The sequence below is a fragment of the Thiomonas arsenitoxydans genome (assembly GCF_000253115.1).
Lineage (GTDB): Bacteria > Pseudomonadota > Gammaproteobacteria > Burkholderiales > Burkholderiaceae_C > Thiomonas > Thiomonas arsenitoxydans.
Genome location: NC_014145.1, coordinates 955,439 through 979,038 on the forward strand (window position 1 = coordinate 955,439; position 23,600 = coordinate 979,038).

At 63.4% G+C, this 23,600-nt stretch carries 22 protein-coding genes and 1 tRNA gene; 10 read left to right on the plus strand and 13 right to left on the minus strand.

Features of this window, described 5'->3' with window-relative positions:
* Positions 1-244 precede the first annotated feature (244 nt).
* From istB to THI_RS04335, 5 genes are all read right to left on the minus strand, one after another.
* On the minus strand, positions 245-1,063 hold the full coding sequence (istB, locus tag THI_RS04305; protein WP_013104225.1) for an IS21-like element ISThsp2 family helper ATPase IstB: 819 nt from the start codon (positions 1,061-1,063) through the stop codon (positions 245-247).
* A complete protein-coding gene (gene istA / locus THI_RS04310) occupies positions 1,056-2,576 on the minus strand; it encodes an IS21-like element ISThsp2 family transposase (RefSeq protein WP_013104226.1) in 1,521 nt (506 codons plus the stop codon). Before istA ends, istB begins: the two co-directional genes overlap by 8 nt.
* A 58-nt stretch (positions 2,577-2,634) precedes the next feature.
* The gene (locus tag THI_RS18050; protein WP_013105013.1) at positions 2,635-4,422 is read right to left on the minus strand and encodes a hypothetical protein; all 1,788 of its coding nucleotides are present in this window, start codon (positions 4,420-4,422) and stop codon (positions 2,635-2,637) included.
* A 1,004-nt stretch (positions 4,423-5,426) separates the two neighbouring features.
* The gene (locus tag THI_RS18365; protein ID WP_082894562.1) at positions 5,427-6,785 is read right to left on the minus strand and encodes a tyrosine-type recombinase/integrase; all 1,359 of its coding nucleotides are present in this window, start codon (positions 6,783-6,785) and stop codon (positions 5,427-5,429) included.
* A gap of 121 nt (positions 6,786-6,906) precedes the next feature.
* A tRNA-Ile gene (locus THI_RS04335) sits at positions 6,907-6,983 on the minus strand.
* A gap of 355 nt (positions 6,984-7,338) precedes the next feature.
* On the opposite strand from THI_RS04335, the gene THI_RS04340 reads away from it, so the two are divergent.
* The gene (locus THI_RS04340) at positions 7,339-8,790 is read left to right on the plus strand and encodes an MFS transporter (RefSeq protein WP_013105017.1); all 1,452 of its coding nucleotides are present in this window, start codon (positions 7,339-7,341) and stop codon (positions 8,788-8,790) included.
* Positions 8,791-8,851: 61 nt separating this feature from the next.
* On the plus strand, positions 8,852-9,754 hold the full coding sequence (locus THI_RS04345; RefSeq protein WP_013105018.1) for a D-hexose-6-phosphate mutarotase: 903 nt from the start codon (positions 8,852-8,854) through the stop codon (positions 9,752-9,754).
* On the opposite strand, the gene THI_RS04350 is transcribed toward THI_RS04345, so the two are convergent.
* On the minus strand, positions 9,755-11,440 hold the full coding sequence (locus THI_RS04350) for a GMC family oxidoreductase (RefSeq protein ID WP_013105019.1): 1,686 nt from the start codon (positions 11,438-11,440) through the stop codon (positions 9,755-9,757).
* Positions 11,441-11,447: 7 nt separating this feature from the next.
* Complete coding sequence (locus THI_RS04355; protein WP_013105020.1) at positions 11,448-12,968, minus strand: CoA-acylating methylmalonate-semialdehyde dehydrogenase; 1,521 nt, start codon at positions 12,966-12,968, stop codon at positions 11,448-11,450.
* A 129-nt stretch (positions 12,969-13,097) separates the two neighbouring features.
* Here THI_RS04355 and THI_RS04360 point away from each other — a divergent pair, with 129 nt between their 5' ends.
* On the plus strand, positions 13,098-14,039 hold the full coding sequence (locus THI_RS04360; RefSeq protein WP_013105021.1) for a LysR family transcriptional regulator: 942 nt from the start codon (positions 13,098-13,100) through the stop codon (positions 14,037-14,039).
* Between the two features lie 12 nt (positions 14,040-14,051).
* Here the strand turns inward: THI_RS04360 and THI_RS04365 are convergent, their stop codons facing one another.
* The 3 genes from THI_RS04365 to gpmA form a co-directional block, all read right to left on the minus strand.
* Positions 14,052-14,843 carry a HesA/MoeB/ThiF family protein gene (locus THI_RS04365; protein WP_013105022.1) on the minus strand — a complete coding sequence of 264 codons (792 nt, stop codon included), beginning with the start codon at positions 14,841-14,843 and terminating at the stop codon, positions 14,052-14,054.
* Between the two features lie 25 nt (positions 14,844-14,868).
* The gene (locus THI_RS04370) at positions 14,869-16,371 is read right to left on the minus strand and encodes a S41 family peptidase (RefSeq protein WP_013105023.1); all 1,503 of its coding nucleotides are present in this window, start codon (positions 16,369-16,371) and stop codon (positions 14,869-14,871) included.
* Between the two features lie 157 nt (positions 16,372-16,528).
* Positions 16,529-17,236: a 2,3-diphosphoglycerate-dependent phosphoglycerate mutase gene (gene gpmA / locus THI_RS04375; RefSeq protein ID WP_013105024.1), complete on the minus strand. Its 708-nt coding sequence runs from the start codon at positions 17,234-17,236 to the stop codon at positions 16,529-16,531.
* A gap of 189 nt (positions 17,237-17,425) precedes the next feature.
* Between gpmA and THI_RS04380 the strand changes: the two genes are divergently transcribed.
* The 6 genes from THI_RS04380 (at position 17,426) to THI_RS04405 (ending at position 20,912) form a co-directional block, all read left to right on the plus strand.
* On the plus strand, positions 17,426-17,836 hold the full coding sequence (locus THI_RS04380) for a rhodanese-like domain-containing protein (RefSeq protein WP_013105025.1): 411 nt from the start codon (positions 17,426-17,428) through the stop codon (positions 17,834-17,836).
* Positions 17,837-17,843: 7 nt separating this feature from the next.
* The gene (gene grxC, locus THI_RS04385) at positions 17,844-18,107 is read left to right on the plus strand and encodes a glutaredoxin 3 (RefSeq protein ID WP_013105026.1); all 264 of its coding nucleotides are present in this window, start codon (positions 17,844-17,846) and stop codon (positions 18,105-18,107) included.
* A 130-nt stretch (positions 18,108-18,237) separates the two neighbouring features.
* Positions 18,238-18,732, plus strand: coding sequence for a protein-export chaperone SecB (secB, locus tag THI_RS04390; RefSeq protein WP_013105027.1), 495 nt, complete (start codon positions 18,238-18,240; stop codon positions 18,730-18,732).
* Between the two features lie 25 nt (positions 18,733-18,757).
* On the plus strand, positions 18,758-19,801 hold the full coding sequence (locus THI_RS04395) for an NAD(P)H-dependent glycerol-3-phosphate dehydrogenase (protein ID WP_013105028.1): 1,044 nt from the start codon (positions 18,758-18,760) through the stop codon (positions 19,799-19,801).
* A gap of 27 nt (positions 19,802-19,828) precedes the next feature.
* Entirely contained in the window at positions 19,829-20,449 is a 621-nt protein-coding gene (gene pth, locus THI_RS04400; protein ID WP_013105029.1) for an aminoacyl-tRNA hydrolase, read from the plus strand.
* 4 nt (positions 20,450-20,453) lie between these two features.
* Positions 20,454-20,912 carry a hypothetical protein gene (locus tag THI_RS04405; protein WP_013105030.1) on the plus strand — a complete coding sequence of 153 codons (459 nt, stop codon included), beginning with the start codon at positions 20,454-20,456 and terminating at the stop codon, positions 20,910-20,912.
* 16 nt (positions 20,913-20,928) lie between these two features.
* Here the strand turns inward: THI_RS04405 and THI_RS04410 are convergent, their stop codons facing one another.
* Genes THI_RS04410 through rsmD form a run of 3 tightly spaced genes read right to left on the minus strand, consistent with a single transcriptional unit; the run spans position 20,929 to position 22,381 of the window.
* On the minus strand, positions 20,929-21,192 hold the full coding sequence (locus THI_RS04410) for a YfhL family 4Fe-4S dicluster ferredoxin (RefSeq protein WP_013105031.1): 264 nt from the start codon (positions 21,190-21,192) through the stop codon (positions 20,929-20,931).
* Between the two features lie 8 nt (positions 21,193-21,200).
* Complete coding sequence (coaD, locus tag THI_RS04415; RefSeq protein WP_013105032.1) at positions 21,201-21,698, minus strand: pantetheine-phosphate adenylyltransferase; 498 nt, start codon at positions 21,696-21,698, stop codon at positions 21,201-21,203.
* Between the two features lie 35 nt (positions 21,699-21,733).
* Positions 21,734-22,381 carry a 16S rRNA (guanine(966)-N(2))-methyltransferase RsmD gene (gene rsmD / locus THI_RS04420; RefSeq protein ID WP_013105033.1) on the minus strand — a complete coding sequence of 216 codons (648 nt, stop codon included), beginning with the start codon at positions 22,379-22,381 and terminating at the stop codon, positions 21,734-21,736.
* A gap of 64 nt (positions 22,382-22,445) precedes the next feature.
* On the opposite strand from rsmD, the gene ftsY reads away from it, so the two are divergent.
* Positions 22,446-23,555, plus strand: a complete 1,110-nt coding sequence (gene ftsY / locus THI_RS04425; RefSeq protein WP_013105034.1) for a signal recognition particle-docking protein FtsY — start codon at positions 22,446-22,448, stop codon at positions 23,553-23,555.
* The last annotated feature ends 45 nt before the right edge of the window (positions 23,556-23,600 follow it).

Consider the following 23,600-nt stretch of genomic DNA (forward strand, 5'->3'; position numbering starts at 1 on the left):
GCGTCAGGTTCCGGAAAATCGTACGAATCCTTTACCGGCTCCAAAACTGTTCGTGCCGATGGAATTTTGACCCACCGTGCCGATTCAATTTTGACCCGGGGTCTAAGGCCGACTGCGTCGCAGTCGGGTGTGGATAAGTCTACGGTTTTTGCGTGGGGTTGGCTCCTGGTGGGTGGGTTTGGATCCTTGGGGCAAGCTGCGTCGGGCGTAGCCCAGAGCGGCTTGCCCCAAGGGCTTGTGGGGGTCAAAGCGGTGTCTCGGGCTCAGCGGGCTGGGGTGCCTGTGCTGTGCCCGAACGCCTTTGCTCCCGCGCCTTGATGCGGGTCTTGGCGGTTTCCGTGCTGTGACGGAAGCGGTAGCTCTCGTTCCCGGTTTCCAGAATGTGGCAGTGGTGTGTGAGCCGGTCGAGCAAGGCGGTGGTCATCTTCGCATCGATGAACACGCTGGACCACTCGCCGAAGGCCAGATTGGTCGTGATCAGCACGCTGGTGTGCTCGTAGAGCTTGGACAGCAGATGGAACAACAAAGCCCCGCCCGCCTGACTGAAGGGCAGATACCCCAGCTCATCGAGAATGACCAAGTCCATACGCAAGAGGCTTGCCGCAATCCGCCCGGCTTTGCCCTGCGCCTTCTCCTGCTCCAGCGCGTTGACCAGATCGACGGTGGAGTAAAACCGCACCCGCTTGCCGTGCTGCGTGATGCCCGCCACGCCGATGGCCGTGCCCAGATGGCTCTTTCCCGTGCCGGGCCCGCCCACCAGCACGACGTTGTGCGCGGCTTCGGTAAAGGCCATGCTGGCGAGTTGCCCCACCAGCGTGCGATCAACCCTTGAGGCATCAAAGTCAAACCCCGCTAGATCGCGGTGCACCGGGAAGCGGGCCGAGAGGATTTGATGGCGTACCGAGCGCACGGCGCGATCTTCCTGCTCGGCCTGCAGCAAATGCTCGACGAGCCACTGCGCGGCATCCAGCCTGGCGTTCGTCCCCAGACCTTGCAAATCGGCCCAGGCGCCGGCCATGCCGTGCAGCCGCAACGCCTTGAGTTCCGCAATGACCTCACGCATGATCTCGCTCCTCGTCAGTCACCCGCAGGCGGTCATAGCGGGCCGTGTCGGCGCGGGGTGGATCGGCCATCGTCAAGGCCGTGGTCACTTGGGCGGGCTGGGGGCCGGTCTGCAAGCGCCCCATCACGTTGACCACATGCTCCACGCTGATGCGCCCGGACGGGGCCGTGGCTTCCAGCACCAGCGCAGCGGCCACCAGGACCGCCTCCAGCCCGGATGCGGGCACCAGCGCCAGCACCTGGGCCATGAGCCGGTCGCCCCCGTCTTGCCGCAGCAGCGCCTGGCGCAGTTGCTGCAAGGGCTGGGGCAGATCGGCAAACGGCGCGCCGTTGCGCAACGCCCCGGGTTTGCGTTGAATCAGCGGCACATAGTGCTGCCAGTCGTAGGTGGTCTGTCCCCGGTTGGCCAGCCGCGCATGGCGGGCCACACACACGCCGTCATGCACCACGACCACCTCGGTGGGATACACCCGGGTGCTCACCCGCCGCCCGGCGAGTTCACAGGGCACGGAGTAACGATTGCCAGCCATGGCCACCAGACAGGTGCTGCTGACCTTGACCGTGTTGTCCACATAGCCGTCGAACGCTGTGGGCATGGGCATGAGGTGCGGCTGCTCGTGCTCGAGCATCTCGGCCACGGTGAACTGGCTGAACTCGGGATGGAAGATCTCCTGCCACAAGCCACGGCAGCGCATGGCCAGCCAGGCATTGAGTTCGGCAAAGGAGCGCCAGGGCGTCGACAGGGCCTCAATCCACACACGTCGCCTGCTGTCCTGGACGTTCTTCTCCACCACCCCCTTCTCCCAACCGGAAGCGACGTTGCAGAAGTCGGGGTCGAACAGGTAGTGGCTGCACATCGCCGCAAAGCGCGCGTTGACGTCGCGCTTCTTGCGCGGGTGCACTTTGTCGACGGCTGTCTTCATGTTGTCATAGATGCCGCGATGCGGCACTCCGCCGAAGGCGGCAAACGCCTGGGTATGGGCGTCAAACAGCATCTCGTGACCTTGGCTGGGATAGGCCCCCAGCCAGAAGGCACGGCTGGCGCACAGCTTGACGTGGGCAACCTGCACGCGGTACGGCACGCCGCCCACCACCATGCTCTCTTCACTCCAGTCGAACTGGAAGGCTTCGCCCAGCGCAAACGTCAAGGGCACGAAGGCGTGCACAGCGCTCGTGCCATCGGCCTGTCGCCAAGCGCGCAGTAAATCGGTGACGCGGCTGTAGGCGCCGTCATAGCCTTGTCGCTTCAACTCGGCATGCAATGCCCTGGCCGTGCGCCGCTGCGCTTTAGGACGCTGCGCATCAATGGCCACGGCCTGCCGGAGCCACTCCACATAGGGCGCGAGCTTGCGCGAGGGTTGTGTTCGCCGCGCCGCGTACCGCGGTACGACATCGCCCGGCTGGCGTAGCCAGGTACGCACCGTGTTGCGCGACAGCCCCGTACTGCGGGCAATCTCTCGAACGGATTTGTTCTGGCGGAAATGCATCCGCCGGATCTTGCCAATCATGTCCATGGTGATCACTCCTGCTCCCCGTGCCTAAAAAAGCAGCAGGGTAGGTGGAACACCCGGGTCAATTTTGCGTCGGCATAACCTTCAAAAGTGGGTCAATTTTCGTTCGGCACGAACACTCCAAAACCTCTCGGGGCATATCCATCATCACCACGCGGTGGGTCATACCTCCGATGCGCTGGTGGCCGCTTTCGGCGCCTGGCAGTCGCGCAAGCACGTCCTTCCAGCCACCGAGCGCCCAGTCTGTTCCCATCATGAGCTGCCGCATCCCGTCATGCTGTTCAGAGCTGGCGATGGCCAGCTTCCAGCGTGCCGGGTCTTTCAACCACATCGGTCGCACTCCAAGTGCCTCCAGTTGCCGCGTGAGCGACTCCCGGTGGGCGGGGGACCCATGAACAATCTGAGTTAGCGTCTCCTGAATGGTCAGGTACTTTTTCTCTTTCACGCCATGGGCCATATGGAACACGACCAACTTGCGCCCCAGCACTCGTCGCAGGCACCGGTCTGCGTCTCGTTCGACCTTGACCTCTTCCGGCTTCTCCAGATTCATCCGCGCGATAAGGCTGCGCAGCTCTTCTGGAGTCGGGATTTGGTCTCGCGTCAGCGCGACATAGCCGGCCACGATGGGCGCGTACTTGTCCAGGAAACGCGGCTCATGGCCGAGTCCGAGGAGTAGCGCCCGCGCAGCACTCAGCGTGTCACGCATCAAGGCCCAGCGCGCCACCAGGAGCCGGCGTAGCCGGGCCCCAAGCTGCACCGTCTCGATATGGCGCGACGGGTCGAGCAGCGGCTCATAGACGTGCCGTGAGGACTCCGGCAGCGCGGCCAGATTGAGCTGAACCACTCTCGTTTCCGTCGCACCATTGAACGATGGCAAGCTGATGCCCGCTATCGCTACACCGGTGGGCGTATTGAAATGCCGCAGTTTCCCGCCAGAGGCCCGGTAATGGCGTGGCGAGCCACTTTGGGTGAACTGACTGCGCACCAACTCAAAGAGGCCGTCCACCGCCGTCTTCCTGCCGCCACGGGCTTCGACCTCATCGAGCAGCAGCGTCGCCGAGCTTTTCTCCATGGCGTGCAGAACTTGTGCCGCCGTAGGAATGCCATCGCGACGCGTCGCCTGCGGGCCGAGTAGATTCGACAAAAGCTCCATTAGCGTGGTCTTCCCCGAGCTCCTTTCTGCCGAGAGGGCCAGAACGGGGCGATGGGGGAGTGCCGAGCCGAAAAATGCGCTGACGAACCAGCCCAGGACCTTCATCGAATCGCCCTCGCTTTCGAAGCCGAAAGTCGAGAGCACTTGGACCACGCGCCGCACTTCTTCGTCGGACGCACAAGGCGTATCCAAGTCGAAGCCCAGTGAAGGACCGCCTTGGTAGACGACCTTTGGTTTTTTGCCGACCAGCGGCACGGGAGCCCCGTCTGTGCGCGTGAGTTGGTGGCCAAAGTTCATTACAAGCTCTTGGCCGTCACAGTACAGTCCCGGCCCCCGTACCTGATTCAGGTCGATAGGCCCGAGTGCGTCGCACGCTTGCGCGATAGCGTCCGCAGCCGAGCCTTCCTCTTCGACATAGGTCTTGAGGTCGTGGTCGTACACCATGCTCTGCTGACGCACATCCTGCCCAAACCAGACCTTCAGTTTGGCCAGATTCAAATCCCGCGCGCGCAGAATCACCAGCATGCCCGTTTTTTGGGAGTGGACGACGTAACTGCCATCCTCTGTGTGTCCGATAGGAACCCAGCCCCCCTCGGGTTTGACAAGCTGCGTGACTGACTCGGTTACCGCGACGCCCTGGGTCAGCTTTCCACCGTTGTTATTGTGGTCGGCTTGACCGAACTGATTTGACTTCATTTAAATTTCCTCTGAAAGGCAGACCAACAGGCGGTCCGCAGGATCGCCGCCATAGAGAGTTCAAACCCCTGCCTTTTTTGAATACAAAGGCAAGGATGGCGGATGGCATCGCGAGGACAGCGATGCCGGGTACTCGGGCTGTCGCGTTTGACCGAATCGGCATGGTGCCGTGGTGATGTCGATTGTTAAAGAGCGTGCGAGTGTCAACTCGCCTTTGTAACGCGCCCGGGCGGCGTGACCGCCCCCGTTGTTACGTTACAGCACCGTCTGGGTGAGAGGGAAGATACCGCGCCAGCCAGGGCCGTGGTAGGGGGGCGCGACTCCCCAAACTAAAACTATTTCGGCAGTGCGTGAACTTGTTCACGCTTTTTGCGTTTGCGTGCACAGGTAATGGTGTCGATGGCGCGTTTTTTCGGCCGAGCAACCCCGGGTCGTCAACCAAGCTGGTTGGCCAAGACCTTTACTCCTCTGCGTTCAATTCCCGAAGCAGTGCGTCTTGACGCTGCCTCTGACGCACAACCGGATTCGTGTCTTTTCGGGTAGCTCGGCTCAAATGGGTGTTGTGAGCGCTTGAGTTCTTCCGTGAGGATAGGGAGGGGTCCGCCCTGGGCAATTCTTCTGTTGTCATCTGGTCTTCTCCACCCGCTCCGATAGCCTGACCAAAAGTACGGTCCAGAAAATCCCGGAAGACTCGGGGGTGCCAGTACTCGCGACTGCCAAAGGCAACCGGGGACGGCAACAAGCCGTCCCGGATGATGTGTTGATTTCTTTCTTCGTGTTGTAGCTTTCAGTTATTCATAGCTATGCACATGGATTGAGCGAGTACCAAGAAGACGAAGCTTTATTTTCCTTAGAAAAATAATTCCGTTAGGCGAAAATTCTTAATTGAATTTTAATATTTTTTGATGGATTTTAATAACATCATAAAACATTATTTTATATATAAATCAAGAATATTTGCTTCAATTTAACGATGTCCGGCATAAATTGCGGGCCGTATCAATCTACTTGGATTGTTCTGGCTTTTTGGATTGCTTTTTGTGATTTTCACCCCCTTGCGACGGCGCGCGTTTCGTAGGTTGCTCATGAAGAGGGACTCCAGGAAAGTATACGGCACCACTTAGAATTTCAAATTGCTGTCTCGCCTTAATCTCCATCTGTTCTTGCTTCCGACTTTTCGGATTATCAATTGGCGGATTGGAAGGCACCAACATTTCTGGCGGCATATTACTTTGTGCCGTCCGGTTAGCGCCGTTGACTACCGAGCCGACCGCCTCGACGACGATATTGTCAAGGGCATTCACAATACCGCGTGAATGCTCGGCCCTTAGGTGCTTGTAGCGCCAGAGCGCTTGTGCGGTGCGATGTCCCGATACGGCGGCAATCTGGCCATCCGAAAGGTTTGTGCGTTCGAATAAACGCGATACGCCTTCATGCCGGGCCACGTGTGGAACAATGCCCTTCTGCCTCAGCTGCAGGTCTCTAGCTAAGACGCGCCAGACTCCGGCGTAATTGAACGGTTTCCAAGTACCTTTTTCGCGTGCTGCAGAGCTGAAGATGTAAGGGGAGCTGGTGTCATCTAATTCGATATAGCGACCAAAGCTGAGAGCCATACTGTTTGGGATGATGATGGCGCGCTCATCTTCATTTTTGGTGCGAGGAATTCTTATTTGAGGCGGATTTGCTCGATACCATTCTTTGCGCGCCGTGGCTAGCTCCCCTGGGCGACAAACCGTCGAAAATAGGAGACGAAAGTACAGGTAGGCGCGTAAATCGTCACGTACCTTGGGGTGGGCCAAGATTTGGCCGATGAGTTCGTCATCAAGACGCACGGTTCGGCGATTCGAGGTGGGCCGCTTCACTCCCCTTGCTGGATTTGTTTCCATCCAATGTCGCTCGACCGCGAAATTGCACATAGCAGAGAGCGCAGCAACCTCTAGACGGATTTGGTCCGGACTCAGGCGGGCCTCTTTATCATCCTTTTTGGCGCGGCTGGGCCGCGTTTTGCGGCGCTTTGCGATGTAGTTTCGAACATCATCGGCCGACAATTCGGACAGATATCTGGTTCCGAGCGCCTCAATAACTGGGAGTTGCTTGCGCAGTTCTACGCGTCGCGTCACCTCGGCTTTTCTGAGCCAGTCTTCGGACTGCACATACGCGGCGAACCCGTCCTGGACTGTTTTGCGTGCATCCTCGCGCTTGACGGTCGGAGCGGCCCATCTTCCAGCGCGCATGCGTTTCTCAGTTGCATCCGCCCAAATCTGGGCTTCCTCGCGCCGCTCAAAGACTTGAGCTGCCTTCATTTCCTTGATGCGGGCGAAGGCGCGAAAGCGCCCGCTTGGAAGCTGAACTACTGAAGCCATGCCGCGGCCCTCCTTGCTCACATTTGCTCACGGCCATCCGTGCGTGAGCAAATTTTGCGTGAGACTGGACTGAGTTGGCAAGCGATGTTTGATGTAAGTGCCTGTTATTAAACGGGAAGTTTGGTAGGCCGTGCTGGGCTCGAACCAGCGACCAAAGGATTATGAGTCCTCTGCTCTAACCAACTGAGCTAACGGCCCAACTTGTTGGATTGCGCGGGAACGTCTCGCGCAAAAGGCGACATCTTAGCGGGCGAAGGTGGGTGATGTGGGTAAGCGAGACACCCTCCATCACATCTGGAACGAGCCGCGCGGCTACGCTTGCGCTTTGGTACTTTCCGCAGCCCATAAAACCCTCTGGAAACGCAGCATGAAAGGCGATACCAGGGGCATTCAATATCTGAATTAGGCGCTGAAGGGTCTGTGCAAAAGCATGGGTCTGCAGAACGATCTGCAGACCGTGTGCGGCCTGCAAGATCGGCGGCGATTAGCGTTCACGGGCTAAGCTTGCATTGCGGCCCGACTGGGCCGCGCGTTGTTTTGAGGGATGCTCTGCATGTCGCAAACTGCTGTTTCTTCTCCCGCCACAGAGTCGGATGATGCTGTCGTCAGCCGAGCCGCGTTTGTGCGCTTGTTCGCTGCGGTCATGCTGCCGATTTTTTTGGCAGCCGTCGATCAGACCTTGCTGGCGGCCGCCACACCGGCCATCGCGCGTGATCTGGGCGACTTTGCCGATAGCGCCTGGATCGCAGTGGGCTATTTGCTGGCCTCCACCATCATGGCGCCGCTGTATGGACGTCTCGGAGATCGCTATGGCCGCCGCGATGCGCTCATGGCGGCGCTGGGCCTGTTTGCGCTGGGTTCGCTGGCCTGTGCTGCAGCGCAGGGCATGTGGTGGTTGATTGGCGCGCGGCTGCTGCAGGGTCTGGGCGGTGGCGGTTTGATGGTGATGAGTCAGGCACTCATCGGCGAAGTGGTGCCGCCGCGCCAAAGGCCGCGCTTTCAGGCGTATTTCGGCGTGGTGTTCGTGCTGGCCAGCGTGACGGGGCCGGTTTTGGGCGGCTTGGTCGTCAGTCACTTCAGCTGGCGCTGGCTGTTCATCGGCAATCTGCCGCTGGCTGCGCTGGCGGTTTGGCGGGGGTCGCGCCTGCCGGCTAGCGCGCGCTATGCGCAACCGGGGCAGTCGCACGATGCCCTGGGCGTGTTGTTGTTCGCCGCCTCGGCTTCCACCCTGTTGTTGTGGCTCACACTGGCGGGGCACCGTTTCGCCTGGGCTTCGCTGCCCAGCGCGCTCATGGCGGGGACGGCATTGGTGCTGGGCATAGTGCTGTTCTGGCGCGAGCGGCGGCATCCCCACCCGTTTCTTCCCCTTGAGTTGCTTCATCTGCCCGCCATCGGATGGACGGCCGCCACCATGGTGCTGTTCGCGGCGGGCTTGTTCGCTCTGGTGTTCTTTCTGCCGGTTTATCTGCAGGTGGGACACGCCACCGGCGCGGCGCACGCGGGCCTGCTGCTGTTGCCGCTCACCGCCGGGCTGGTGCTCGGCTCCAACGCCACAGGCCGCGTGGTGGCGCGCACAGGCCGTCCCGATGTGCCGGCCCGCTGGGGGTTGAGCGTTGCGGCGATGGCGCTGGGCTTGCTGGGCGTGGCGCCTGCGGCGCCGTGGGTCATCGGTGCGCTGGGGGTTGCGGCGGGGCTGGGATTCGGCACGGTGATGCCGACGGCGCAACTGGTGGTGCAGACGGTGGCGGGTCGCAGCCGCTTGGGCGCCGCGGCGGCCACGGTGTCTCTGGCGCGCTCCACCGGGGCGGCGGTGGGCACCGCGGTGTTTGGTTCGCTAGTGTTCGGCCTGACGTCGAGCGCCGACTTGCAGGCCGCTTTGCACACGGCAGACCCCGCCGCGGCTCAGTCGGTGATTCGCGCTTTCCATCTGGCGTTTTTCTGCGCTGGCGGGCTGACGCTGCTCGCCGCCTGGACCTCCACCCGGGTGCCGCGCGTGACGATTTGACGGCGCGCGCCCGGGTCGGTGGAAAATGTCATTTCCCTTCCCACTCGCAAGCTCCACCGCCATGCACAGCCTCGACTCGCTCAGCCGTTTTTCCATCCCCGGTCAACTTCGGTTCCATGCCCATCCAACCGGGCTGATTTTCGCTGAAATCGACCATGCCGCAGGCGTGGCCAGCCTCTGTCTGCAGGGCGCTCACCTCACCAGCTTTCGCCCCAAGTCGCAGCCGGAGCCGGTGGTGTGGGTGTCTGAAGCGGCGCGCTATCTGCCGGGCAAGTCCATTCGTGGCGGCGTGCCGGTGTGCTGGCCCTGGTTCGGGCCGCACGCCAGCGAGAGCAGTTTTCCGGCGCACGGCTTTGCCCGCACCGTGCCCTGGGCGGTGGTGGACAGCGGGGCATCGCAAGGCGCGACGCACCTCACGCTGCAACTGCAGCCCTCAGACGCCACCCGCGCGCAATGGCCGCATGACACGCCGGTTTCCCTGCGCATCCGCGTGTCGGAGGTGTTGGAGATGGACCTGATCACGCACAACGCCACCGCGCAACCGCTGCCGCTCAGCGAGGCGCTGCACACTTATTTCCAGGTCGGCGATATTGCCGAGGTGCAATTGCTGGGGCTCGATGGCTGCAGCTACCTCGACAAGACCGAGGCCTTCGCCCGCAAGCAGCAACAGGGCGCGGTGCGCTTCGCCGCCGAAACCGACCGGGTGTATGTGGACACATCAGCGGAGTGCGTCATCGTCGATCCGCTGCTGCAGCGGCGCATTCGCATTGCCAAGCAGGGATCGGCGTCCACCGTGGTCTGGACGCCGTGGGAGCAGAAAGCCGCCGCCATGGGCGACTTCACCGCGCAGGGCTGGCGCAACATGCTGTGCGTGGAGTCGGCCAACGCGGCAGACAACGCGCTTACCTTGCAGCCCGGCGAAACCCACACCCTGAGCGTGCGCTACAGCGCCGAAGCGCTGTGATCAGCTCGGGGTTTGCGCATCGGCGCGGATCCAGCGTGCGGCTTTCTCGGCGATCATCAGCGTCGGGCTGTTGATGTTGCCGCTGGGAATCCGGGGCATCACCCCGGCGTCGACCACGCGCAGCCCGGCCACCACGCCGCCGCGGCCATCGCGAAGGCGCAGCCGCGTATCCACCACCGCACCTGCGTCGTCGGCCCGGCCCATGGCCGTCGTTCCTGCGGGGTGGAAAATGGTGGTGGCGATGTCTCCGGCTAGGCGGGCGAGTTCGGCATCGGTCTGAAATTGCGTACCCGGCTTGAACTCTTCCGGCGCGTAGCGCGCCAGCGCCGGTTGCGCCACGATGCGGCGGGTCAGGCGCAGGCTGTCGGCCGCCACCTGACGATCCTCGTCGGTGCTGAGATAGTGGGGAGAAATGGCCGGTGCATCGGCAAAGCGCGGGCTTTTGATCTGCACCGTTCCGCGGCTGCCGGGGTTGAGATTGCAGACGCTGGCGGTGAAGGCATCGAAGCTGTGCAGCGGTTCGCCGAAAGCGTCCAGGCTGAGCGGCTGGACGTGGTACTGAATGTTGGGGTGGACGTACTGCGCGCTGCTGCGGGTGAACACGCCGAGCTGGCTGGGCGCCATGCTCATCGGGCCGGTACGCCTGAGAGCGTATTCCAGTCCGATCATCGCCTTGCCCCAGCTTGACGCCGCCCGCGTGTTGAGCGTGCGAGCGCCCTTCACCTTGAACACGGCGCGGATCTGCAGATGGTCCTGCAGATTGGCGCCCACGCCCGGCAGGTCGATCAGCGGCGTGATGCCGTGTTGCTGCAGCAGCGCCGCAGGCCCCACGCCCGAGAGCTGCAGGATTTGCGGCGAACCGATGGCGCCCGCGCTGAGCAGCACCTCGCGGGTAGCGTGCGCCGTGATTTTTTCCTGGCCCGTCCACACTTCGACGCCGGTGCAGCGTTGGCTACCGTCAGGCGCGGTGTCGAACAGCAGGCGAGTGACGTGGGCGCCATTCCAGAGTTCGAAGTTCGGGCGGCCATAGCAGGTCGGGCGCAAAAAGGCCTTGGCCGTGTTCCAGCGCCAGCCGCCTTTCTGGTTGACCTCGAAATAGCTCACGCCCTCGTTGCTGCCGCGGTTGAAGTCGTCGGTGGCGGGAATGCCCGCCTGTTGCGCCGCCTGCGCGAAGGCATCGAGGATGTCCCAGCGCAGACGTTGCTTTTCCACTCGACATTCGCCGCCGTGGCCGTGCAGCGCGGCGAAGAACGGGTCGTTCGCGCGGTCGGCGCCGGCATCGCGGCGCCAGTGGTTTTCGTGGGCGATGAAGTCGGGCAGGCAGGCTTCCCAGCGCCAGGCCTCGTCGCCGGTCAGGGCGGCCCAGGCGTCGTAGTCGCGGGCCTGGCCGCGCATATAGATCATGCCGTTGATGCTGCTGCACCCGCCCAGCACTTTGCCGCGCGGGTAGCGCAGGGTGCGGCCGTTGAGCCCGGGGTCGGCTTCGGTGTGGTAGAGCCAGTCGGTGCGCGGGTTGCCGATGCAGTACAGATAGCCCACCGGAATGTGGATCCAGGGGTAGTCGTCTTTGCGCCCGGCCTCGATCAGCAGCACGCGCTTGTCGGCATCGGCGCTAAGGCGGTTGGCCAGCAGGCTGCCCGCGGTGCCCGCGCCGATGATGATGTAGTCGAAGGGGGTGTCGGCCACGCTGCGCTTACTTGGATGTGGGCATGACGAACTCGGCGCCCTTGGGGGTGCTTTCCGGCCAGCGCTGCATGATGCTCTTCTGCTTGGTGTAGAAGCGCACGCCTTCTTCGCCATAGGCATGCATGTCGCCAAACAGGCTGGCTTTCCAGCCGCCGAAGCCGTGCCAGGCCATCGGTACGGGAATGGGCACGTTGATGCCCACCATGCCGGCCTGCACCCGGCGGCCGAACTCGCGCGCCACGTGGCCGTCACGCGTGAAGCACGCCACGCCGTTGCCGTAGGCGTGCGCGTTCACGAGATCAAGCGCCGAGCTGAAGTCGGGCACGCGCACGCAGGACAGCACCGGGCCGAAGATTTCTTCCTGATAGATGCGCATGTCGGGCATGACCTGATCGAACACCGTGCCGCCGATCCAGAAGCCTTTTTCATGTCCGGGCACTGCAAGACCGCGACCGTCCACCAGCAGCTTCGCGCCTTGCTGCACGCCGGAGTCGATCAGGCCGGTGATGCGCTCGCGCGCCGCCTCGGTGACGATGGGGCCCATTTCGGCATCGAGCTCCATGCCGTTCTTCACCTTCAGCGCCTGCGTACGCTCGACCAGCCGGGGCAGAATTTTTTCGGCCACATCGCCCACCAGCACGCCTACCGAGATGGCCATGCAGCGTTCGCCCGCCGAGCCGAAGGCACTGCCGATGAGCGCGTCCACGACTTGGTCGAGGTCGGCGTCGGGCATCACCACCATGTGGTTCTTGGCACCGCCCAGCGCCTGCACGCGCTTGCCCTGGCGTGCGGCCTCTTGTGCAATGTGATGCGCCACCGGGGTCGAGCCGACAAAGCTGATGGCCTTGACGTCCGGGTTCGCCAGCAGGGCGTCGACCGCCACCTTGTCGCCCTGCACGACGTTGAACACGCCGTCGGGCAGGCCGGCTAGTTTGAGCAATTCGGCCATGAGCAGGCTGGGAGACGGATCGAGCGGGCTGGGCTTGAGCACAAAGGTATTGCCCGCCGCGATGGCCACCGGGAACATCCACATCGGCACCATGCAGGGGAAGTTGAACGGGGTGACGCCGGCCACCACGCCCAGCGGCTGGCGCATGGTCCAGTTGTCGATGCCGGTGGACACCTGCTCGGTGTAGTCGCCCTTGAGCAGTTGCGCAATGCCGCAGGCGAACTCCACGATTTCGATACCCCGCGTGACCTCGCCCTGCGCGTCGGTGAACACCTTGCCGTGCTCGGCGGTGATCATGGCGGCCAGGGTGTCGCGGTGCTGGTTGAGCAGATCGAGAAACTTGAACATCACCCGGGCGCGGCGCACAGGCGGCATGTCAGCCCACTTCGGAAACGCGGCGTGTGCGGCGGCGACGGCGGCATTCACCTGCGCCGCGTCGGCCAGTTCCACCTGTCGCGATACCGCACCCGTGGCCGGGTTGAATATGGCCTGCTTGCGCGCGCCTTCGGCCGAGACGATGCGGCCCGCGATGAAATGCGCCACATCGGCGGCGCCAGTGAACGGGTGAGGTGCGCCCATGAGCGAGTCTCCTGTGAACGGAAGAATGTGGAATGGCAACAAGTCTATGAGCCGTCAGCCCCTTTGCATAGCGATCTAAACTGACAACATTGTTTTGAAAATCGAACAATTAGACCGGAGGAGATCGCCATGTCCACCGTTTCGCCCCCGCGTGACGACTTGCTCTGGCAGCAAGTGCACTGGCTGGGCGCCATTGCCGCTCAGGGCAGCCTGACGGCTGCCGCACAGCGACTCGGGGTCTCCAAGGCGGCGGTGAGTCAGCAGCTTGCCGCACTGGAGCGCCGTATCGGCGTGCCGCTGGTGCGCCGAACCACGCGCACCCTGCGTCTGACCGAGGCCGGGCAGCGACTGGTGGACGAGACGGCACCCGCATTCGCCCACATCGTGCGCAGCGTGGGGGCGGTGCACGATCTGGCGGAAACGCCGAGGGGTCTGGTGCGCGTGACCGCGCCCGTTGCCTTGGGACGCCAGCATGTGGCGCCGCACTTGTTGAGCTTTCTGCGCAAGTATTCCGATATTCAGGTGGAGCTGGAGTTGTCGGACCGGCTGAGCAATCTGCCGCAGGAAGGCTTCGATCTGGCCGTGCGCCATGTAGCCGCGCCGCCCGAAAACCATGTGGCCTGGAAACTGTGCGACACGCGCTCGCTGCTGGTGGCCAGTGCCGCGTATCTGCGTCGGCATGGTCAGCCGCAACATCCTGCAGAACTCGCGCAGCATGCCTGTCTGACCTATTTGAGGCCCGGAGCGGCGGTGTGGATGTTCGAGCAGCCAAACGCCAAAGACGCGGAGCCCCAGCGCGTGCGCGTCACTGTGCAGGGGCCGCTGCGCGCCAATACCAGTGAAGTGCTGCGCGAGGCGGCACGCGCCGGCCTGGGCATCGCCCTGGCACCCGACTTCAGCCTCGACTTGGGCGGGCGCTCATCCACGCTGCGAGCGGTATTGCCTCAATGGCGGGCCGTGGGGTTTTTCGGGCAGGCGATCTACGCGATCCGCCCCTGGAGTCCCAATACGCCCCGCGCCATTCAACTGCTGGTCGAGCACTTGCGGCAGGCGTTGGCAACGGGGTTTTGACTGTCGGGGTTCTCAGCCGTGGGGGTGTAGGTCGCCGCAGACCGGACAGTGCGGGTTGCGCGGCAGATTGATGGTCTGGAAATCAGTGTCCAGTGCATCGATCAACAACAGCTTGCCGCGCAAGGTTTTGCCAGTCTGACTGAGGATTTTCAGCGCTTCAACAGCCTGCAGACTGCCGACCAGACCGACCAGAGGGGCGAGCACGCCCATGGTGGCGCACTGCACTTCTTCCATCGGCGCATCCGGCGGAAACAGGCAGGCATAGCAGGGCCCGCGCTCACCCTGCGCATCGCACCGGGTGTCGAACACGCTGACCTGGCCCGCAAAGCGGATAGCCGCACCGCTGACCAGAGGCACGCCGCGCGCGACGCAGGCGCGGTTCAGCGCCTGACGGGTGGCGAAGTTGTCGCTGCAATCGAGGGCAACGTCTGCGGCCGAGACGAGTTCGTCGAGCAGGGCTGCGTCGGCACGGCGGGCGATCACATCGACTTCGATATACGGGTTGATCTGTCGCATCGCCTCGCGCGCGGAATCGACCTTGCGCTGTCCGATGCGCGCCTCGGTATGGGCGATCTGCCGTTGCAGGTTGGTCAGGTCGACCGTATCGTCGTCCACCAGGGTGATGCGGCCGACCCCCGCACTGGCCAGGTAGAGCGCTGCGGGCGAACCCAGACCGCCGGCGCCGAGAATGAGGGCGCGGCCCGCGCAGATGCGCTCCTGGCCTTCGATGCCGATTTCGTCGAGCAGGATGTGCCGTGAATAACGCAGCAGTTGGCGATCGTCGAGAGACATGCCGGGTGCCATCGCCCTCTCGGACGATGGCTCGTTCTTACTTGCTCTTGGTGGCGCCGCTGGCGTCCGCCTTCGGGCCGCTGGCTGCAGCCGACGTGGCTGGGGTTTTCGCCTTGGCCGTGCTGGCCGGCTGCTTGGCCGTGATGACCGGCTTGCCTTCCAGATAATTCATCGCCTGCGTCACCTGCCAGTCTTCCTTGCTGCCGTACTCGGGCAATTTCGGCAACTTGTTCGGGTCTTTCTGGAGTTCGGCTTCGAGCAGGCGCCGGGCTTCTTCCTGCTTGCGCACATCTTCTTCGACCCGCTTGGAGTCGGCCGACTCGTTGCCGGTGCCGATCTGGTTCTTGTAGTCGATCTCGCGCATGCGCAGCGCGGCGTAGGGGTCGCCGCTCTCCAACGGGTCAACCTCGTAATTCGGGGTGATGCCCTTGCCCTGGATCGACTGGCCGTTGGGGGTGTAGTAGCGCGCCGTGGTGAGCTTGAGCGCGGTATCGGGCCCGAGCGGCAGCACGGTCTGCACCGAGCCCTTGCCGAAGGACAGCGTGCCCATGACCACTGCACGCTTGTAGTCTTGCAAGGCGCCAGTCACGATTTCGGAGGCCGATGCCGATCCGCCGTTGATGAGCACCACCAGTTTCACCGTCTTAACGCCCGCGGGCAGGGTGTCGAGCGGGTTGTCGCCCGGGCGGCTCATGTAGTCACTCGGGGTGTTGCGGTAGGTGGAGTTGGCCTCGGGCATCTGCCCCTTGGTGCTGACGATCACGGCGTCGTTCGGCAGGAACACCGAAGCCACGCCCACGGCGCTTTCGAGCAGACCGCCCGGATCGTTGCGCAGATCGAGGATCAGGCCCTTCATGTTCGGGTCTTCCTTATACAGCGCGTCGATTTTTTTGACGAAGCTGCTCAGCGTGTCCGCCTGGAACTGGGTGATACGAATCCAGCCATAGCCCGGGGCGATCATCTTGCCCTTGACGCTCTGTACCTGAATCAGCTCGCGGGTCACGGTGAAGGTGAGGGTGCGGTTTTCCGACTTGCGCAGCACGGTGAGGGTGACCTTGGTACCCGGCTTGCCGCGCATGAGCTTGACCGCGTCGCTCAGGCTCAGACCCTTGACGGCGGTATTGTCGATGCGGGTAATCAGGTCGCCCGCATGAATGCCAGCCCGGGCAGCAGGCGAGCCCTCGATGGGCGAAACCACTTTCACCAAACCATCTTCGGCGGCGATTTCGATGCCCACGCCGACGAATTTGCCGCTGGTGCTTTCCTTGAAGTCCTTGAAGTTCTTCTTATCCAAATATTCCGAGTGTGGATCGAGGTTGTTCACCATGCCGTTGATGGCGTTTTCGATCAGTTTCTTGCCCTCGACCGGCTCAAAGAAGTCGGCCTTGATCAGCCCGTACACGGCGGCGAACTGCTGCAGTTCTTCCAGCGGTAGCGGCGAAACGGTGTTGCGCGCCAGCGCCTGGACTTGCAGGGTCGCCATGATGCCGGTGATGGCACCAACGACAACCCAGGCTGCGACTCGAAATTTACTGGCCATGGTGGATCAAACGGAGTGTCTGCTAAAGGAGCGGGCAGTATAGGGGTAGCGCTATTTTTGTGACGCGAGCACAGCACATCCCGCAGGGCGTCTGCGGAATAGCGTCAACAGATAATGGATTAGACACAAGGCACGCGGGCCTAACTCAGACCTTGCCTCAGACCTTGCCGCCCGCAGCGTTGAGGTAATAGCGCTGCAGCGGCTTGAGATCGGCGTCGAGCTCGTACACCAGCGGAATGCCGTTGGGGATGTTCAGCCCGGTGATGTCTTCGTCCGAGATGTTTTCCAGGTACTTCATGATGGCGCGCATGGAGTTGCCGTGCGACACCACCAGCGTGCGCTTGCCCGCCTTGATGGCCGGAGCCAGCGACTCGTGCCAGAACGGCAGAACCCGCGCGATGGTGTCTTTCAGGCACTCGGTCAGCGGCAGCTCTTCGGGTTTGAGGCGGGCATAGCGCGGATCGGCGGCCAGTTCCAGACGATGGGTTTCGTCAAGCGGCGGGGGCGGGGTGTCGTAGCTGCGGCGCCAGATGTGCACCTGTTCGTCGCCGTACTTGGCGGCGGTTTCCGCCTTGTTCAAACCTTGCAGCGCGCCGTAGTGGCGCTCGTTGAGCCGCCAAGTGTGCACCACGGGCAGCCACATGGCGTCGAGCTCGTCGAGCGATAGCCACAGGGTGCGCACGGCGCGCTTGAGCACCGAGGTATAGGTCAGGTCGAAGCTGTAACCCAGTTCCTTGAGCAGGCGCCCGGCGGCGCGGGCTTCGCGGATGCCTTGCTCGGTCAGATCGACATCGGTCCAGCCGGTAAAGCGGTTTTGCTGATTCCAGGTGGATTCACCGTGGCGCAGCATGACGAGTTTGTACATGGGAGGTCTCGAAGTGCGAAGGAGTGAAACAATGCGGAGCACAGGCTAATAGTAGTCCAGCTGCAAAATGTCGCTGCACTGCAGCAATCGGTGCCCTACGCATGCCATGCGGCAGATGGAACAAAACCATACATCAGCGCAAGCAGATTTGATTTTTTAGAATTTCACCCCCTCAAGGAGAAAACTGAAGTGCAGTTCCTCATCGAAAACTGGGCGCTCGTGCTCATTGCCCTGACTTCCGGCGGCATGCTGCTGTGGAGTTCCTACGGCGGCGCGTCCGGGTCGGATGGCGTCAGTGCGGCTCAGGCCGTGCTCAAGGTCAACCGCGAAAAGGGCGTGATCATCGACGTCTGCGAGCCCAATGAATTTCAGGCCGGCCATGCCGTGGGCAGCAAGAGCATTCCGCTGGGCCAGCTCGACAAGCGCTTGAGTGATCTCCCCAAAGACAAAAACACGCCGGTGCTGATCATGTGCGCATCGGGCATGCGGGCCAAGCGCGCCGCGGCCCAACTTCGCAAGCAGGGTTTTGTGAACGCTGCGGCGGTGTCGGGCGGGATGCGCTCTTGGCGCGAAGCCGGGCTGCCGGTTGAAAAAGGATGACTTTCGTATGAACAAGGTTCGCATGTACACCTCTGCCGTCTGTCCCTATTGCATCCGCGCCAAGGCGCTGTTGCAAAAACGCGGCGTGGTGGACATTGAAGAAATCCGTATCGATCTCGACCCGGGTCAGCGCCAGCACATGATGGCATCTACCGGGCGCCGCACCGTGCCGCAGATTTTCATTGGCGACATCCATGTGGGCGGCTGCGACGATCTCTACGCCATCGACGCCCGGGGCGGCCTGATGCCCCTGCTGCGCGACGCCGCCTGAAGCCCGCTCGGCTCATCCAGCAGCCCGGCTGGCCAGTGGGTCTGGCGGGGCTGTCATGAGGCGGGCCTAGAATCAGCCACAAGCAATCGACGCCCGCATCCTGCGGGCTTTTTTCCATGGAGAATTTTTGATGAGCGCCACCCCCGAGAACACGCAGTCTGCCGATCCGGTTTTCATGCTGCAGCGTTGCTATTTGAAAGACCTGTCGCTGGAGCAGCCCAATTCGCCGCAGATCCTGTTGGAGCAGCAGCAGCCCAATGTGGACGTGCAAATGAGCGTGGAAGCGCAGCCCGTGGTCGAGGGGCTGTTCGAAATTACCGTGGCGGCGACCATTACAGCCCGCATGCAAGACCGCGTGCTGTTTCTGGTGGAAGGCAAGCAGGCCGGCATTTTCGAGCTTCGCAATATTCCGCAGGAACATGCCGACATGCTGCTGGGCATTGCCTGTCCGCAGACCGTCTATCCGTATCTGCGCGCCAATCTGGCCGACGCCATCACCCGCGCGGGCTTTCCGCCGGTGCATCTGGCCGAAATCAACTTCCAGGCCATGTACGAGCAGCAACAGGCGCAACAGCAGGCCGCCAATGACGCACCTTCCATCATCACGCCCGACCGCCTGAACTGATTTGTTCTGATCGTTTTAACGGCTGATGTCGTCACAACCGCCTCGCTCGCTGACTGTGCTCGGCGCCGGTGCCTGGGGCACGGGCATCGCCTGTCAGATCGCGGCGCATCAGGCCGTCTTGCTCTGGGGCCGCGACACGGCGCAGATGCAGCGCTTGCAGGCGGAGCGGGTCAATGCCGCCTATCTGCCGGATGTGCCCTTGCCGCCGACTTTGACCGTTACGGCCGACCTCGACGCGGCGCTGCGCCACGCAGCCGGCCCCCACGGCCTGCTGCTGCTGGCGGTGCCGGTCTCCGGCCTGCGGGCCGCCGCGCAGGCGGTGCGGATTTTCAACGCCGACAAGCCGCAAGGCGCGCGCGTGCAGCAACTGGTCTGGCTGTGCAAGGGCTTTGAGCAGGGCAGCGGGCTGCTGCCGCATGCGGTGATCGACGCCGTGTTCGCTGGCATGGATGCGCCTCCGGCGACCGGTGCGCTCTCCGGCCCGAGTTTTGCGCTGGAGGTCGCTCGCGGTCTGCCCGTGGCGCTCACTCTGGCTAGCACCGACGCCGCGCTGCGTCAGTCGGCCGTGGCGGCCCTGCATCACGGAGCAATGCGCATCTACGCCACGCCCGATGTCGTGGGCGTGGAGGTGGGCGGCGCGGTGAAGAATGTGCTGGCCATCGCTACCGGGGTGAGTGACGGCATGGGCCTGGGCAACAACGCGCGCGCGGCGCTCATCACCCGTGGGCTGGCCGAGCTTTCGCGGCTGGGCGTGGCGCTGGGCGGGCAGGCCGATACCTTCATGGGCCTGAGCGGTCTGGGCGATCTGGTACTGACCGCCACCGGCGATCTGTCGCGCAACCGCCGCGTCGGCCTGGCGCTGGCGCAGGGGCAGCGGCTCGACCATATCGTGGCCACGCTGGGGCATGTGGCCGAGGGCGTGCATACCGCGCAGACGGCCTTGCAACTCGCCCGCGCGCACCGCGTGTCCATGCCGATCACCGAAGCGGTGAGCCGTTTGCTCGACGGCAAACTCACGCCGCAGGCCGCGCTCAGTGGTCTGCTCCAGCGTCAGCCGCGCGGAGAGTGAGTCCCTCTTCATCCCTGTGGATTTCGCATGATTCAGCTTCTCGTCGGCCTGGGCAATCCCGGGCAGGAACACGCCCTCGATCGCCACAACGCCGGCTTCTGGCTGGTCGATCAGATCGCCACCGCCGCGGGCGTCAGCCTCAAGCCCGAGCGCGGTTTTTTCGGCGATGTCGCCCGGGTGCGTTTGCAGGGGCATGAGCTTTGGCTGCTCGAGCCCAGCACCTATATGAACCGATCCGGCCAGTCCGTCGGCGCGTTCGCCCGCTTCTACAAAATCGCGCCGGAGAACATTCTGGTGGCGCATGACGAACTCGATCTGCCGCCGGGTCAGGCCAAGCTCAAACTGGGCGGCGGTCACGCCGGGCACAACGGCCTGCGCGATCTCATCGCTCATCTGGGCACGCCCAACTTCTGGCGTCTGCGCCTGGGCATCGGCCATCCGGGCGACCGGGACGCGGTGATCGGCTTCGTGCTGGGTAAGCCGCCGCAATCCGAGCTGAAGCTGATCGAGCAGGCCATGGAGCAATCGCAGGCGGTGCTGCCGCAACTGCTCAAAGGCGAGTTCGAAGCGGCGATGATGCAGCTTCATCGCAGCAACCGCAGCGACGGCGGCAAATCGGCCGCTGCGGCCCAGCCGGGGAGGGGCTGAAGCCATGCACAATCTGGTGCGGTTCGGCGTGGGCATGTTGATGGCGGTGGGCGCCGTATCCGTCGGGGCTCAGACCGCCGAGCACTCCGCCGAAAGCCCCACCGCACCCGTCTGGCGTTGCGGCAACACCTACTCGCACCAGCCTTGCGCATCGGGCCAGACCGTTCCTACTCAGGACGCCCGCACCCCCGAACAACGCGAACAAGCCCAAGTGCAACAGCAACGGCTGAATGCGCTGCTCGATGCCCGCGACCAGGAACGCGCGGCGCAGGCGGCGCAAGAGCAGCAGAGAGCGGCAGCGGCCTATCGCGAGCAAAAGCGCCTACTCGCCTTGCAGCAGCGCGAGGCTAAAAAAGCGAAAAGGGTGGCTGAGAAAGCGCACGCAGCGCGCCACAAACACCGGCTTCAACAAACTCGGGGACGCCGCGTAGTCATTCCGCCGAGCCCCGACGCCGCGCCCTGACGCAGCAACTGTTCTTTCAGGAAACGGGCGCCTGCGCCGCGGTCAGTTGACGATACTTTTCCATCAACTGATCTTTGCTTTCCACTCGGTCAGGCCGCACCGGAATGCAGTTCACCGGGCAGATCTGCACGCATTGCGGCGTGTCGAAATGCCCCACGCACTCGGTGCAGCGGTCGGGGTTGATTTCATAAATTTCCGGGCCCATGAAAATCGCCTCGTTCGGGCATTCGGGCTCGCACACATCGCAGTTGATGCAGTCGTCGGTGATCCACAGGGCCATGATGATCTTCAGGTCGGGGCGGTGCGCCGCTGGGCCACCTTGGCCTGCAGCCGCTCCATGACCAAGGGAACCACAAACTTGCTCACGTCGCCGCCGAGCATGGCGATTTCCCGCACGAACGTCCCGGAAATGAACTGGTACTGATCGGCCGGGGTGAGAAACAGGGTTTCGACGTCGGGCATGAGCTGGCGGTTCATGCCGGCCATCTGGAATTCGTACTCGAAGTCGCTGACCGCACGCAGCCCGCGCACCACCACCTGGGCGCCGCGCGCCACGACGAAATCGCGCAACAGTCCGGTGAAGCCGCTGACTTCGACGTTGGGATAGGGCGAGAGCACCTCGCGTGCGATGTCCAGCCGCTCTTCCAGGGTGAACATGGCGTTCTTGTGGTGACCGGCGGCGATGGCGACCAACAACCTGTCGCACAACTTGCTGGCGCGACGCACCAGGTCTTCATGGCCGCGCGTGAGCGGGTCGAAGGTGCCGGGGTAGATGGCGAGCAGCATGGCAACGGGTTGTAAGCGTGGAAAGGAAGTGCAGTTTAGGGGTTTTGCGGCGCCAGCGCGTCGACAGTGTTGCGCCGCAGCAAAGCAAAGTGCACCTGACCGGCCCGACCCCGTCGCCAGACAGCCCAGCCCTCGGTTTCCAGCGTATCGAACAGCTCGGCCGTATCGGTCTCCACATAAACCAGACCTTGTGATGCGACCAGCGGCTGCACCGCCTGCAGCGCGGCGAGTTGTTGCGCGCTGACATAGGGCGGATCGATGAACACGATGTCGAATCGCTCGCCAGCACGCGCCAGGCTGTGCGCACAGGAGAGCGCATCGGCGCCTCGCACCTGCACCTGTGTCGCGCCGAGGCGCTGCGCGGCGGCGGCAATCGCGGCCACGCAGCGGGGATGCTGTTCGATCAGCAACACCGAGGCCGCGCCGCGCGAGGCCGCTTCCAGCCCGAGTGCGCCGCTGCCAGCATAGAGATCGAGCACGCGCAGACCGGCGAGCGTCTGGCCGAGCCAGTTGAACACGGTCTCGCGCACCCGGTCTGGCGTGGGGCGCAGTCCCGGCAGATCGGGCACGGCGAGTTTGCTGCGTTTCCACAGCCCGCCAATGATGCGGACTTCACCGCTATGGGCGCGGCGGGGGCGGGCGGAAGGGCTTGGGGCGCGATGGCCTGGAGACTGGGTATTCATGGGCAGGTAAATTGTAGGAGTCTGTCGTGCATCATCTTGTTCTCTTTTCTTCGATCGGCTGTCCATGTTCCGCTTTTTCAAACGCAAATCCGCTCCCGAAACCGCCGCGCCCGAGGCGACGGCCGAGGTTGCGCCTGAGGCGATCACCGCGCTTGCCGCGCTGCAACTGGACGCGCCCGCTGAAGCCGCACCGGCCGTGGAGCCCGCCGTTGCGGCGAGGTCTGAGCCCGAGACATCGCAGGCTGCCGTGCTCGTCGCCGAAGAGCAGCCGACTTCCGGCTGGTTCAGCCGCCTGCGCTCCGGCCTGCGAAAGACCGGATCGGGCATCAGCGGCCTGTTCGGCGGCAGCAAGATCGACGAAGCGCTGTACGAAGAACTCGAATCGGCCCTCATCATGGCCGACGCCGGCATGCCCGCCACCACCGCGCTGCTGGCTGATCTGCGTCGGCGCGTGAAATCGACCCGCGCCGAAACCCCCGCCCAAGTTCGCGGCCTGCTAGCCGACGCGCTGGCCGATTTGCTCAGCCCCCTGCAAAAACCGCTCGACATCGGTCGTCAGAACCCCACCGTGCTGATGATGGTGGGCGTGAACGGCGCGGGCAAGACCACCACCATCGGCAAGCTCACCCAGCACCTGCTGCGCGCCGATGAAAAAGTGCTGCTGGCCGCGGGCGACACCTTCCGCGCGGCGGCGCGCGAGCAACTCGTCGCCTGGGGGCAGCGCAATCAGGTGCAAGTCATCTCGCAAGACGGCGGCGACCCGGCCGCCGTGGCCTTCGACGCGGTGAGCGCAGGCAAGGCGCGCGAGATAGACGTGGTGATCGTCGACACCGCCGGGCGCCTGCCCACCCAGCTTCACCTCATGGAGGAGCTGAAAAAGGTCAAACGCGTGACGGCCAAGGCCATGGACGGCGCGCCGCACGAAATCCTGCTGGTGATCGACGCCAACAACGGCCAGAACGCCCTGGCGCAGGTGCGCGCTTTCGACGATGCGCTGGGACTTACCGGCCTGGTCATCACCAAGCTCGACGGCAGCGCCAAGGGCGGAGTGATCGCGGCCATCGCCCGCGAGCGTCCGGTGCCGGTGTATTTCATCGGCGTGGGCGAAAGCCTGGACGATCTGCAAACCTTCGACGCGAAGGCGTTCGCACGGGCGCTGGTGGGGGAGGCGTGAGGGATGCTACGGGCTAGGAGTGTGGGCGGCAGAAGGTTGTTGAGG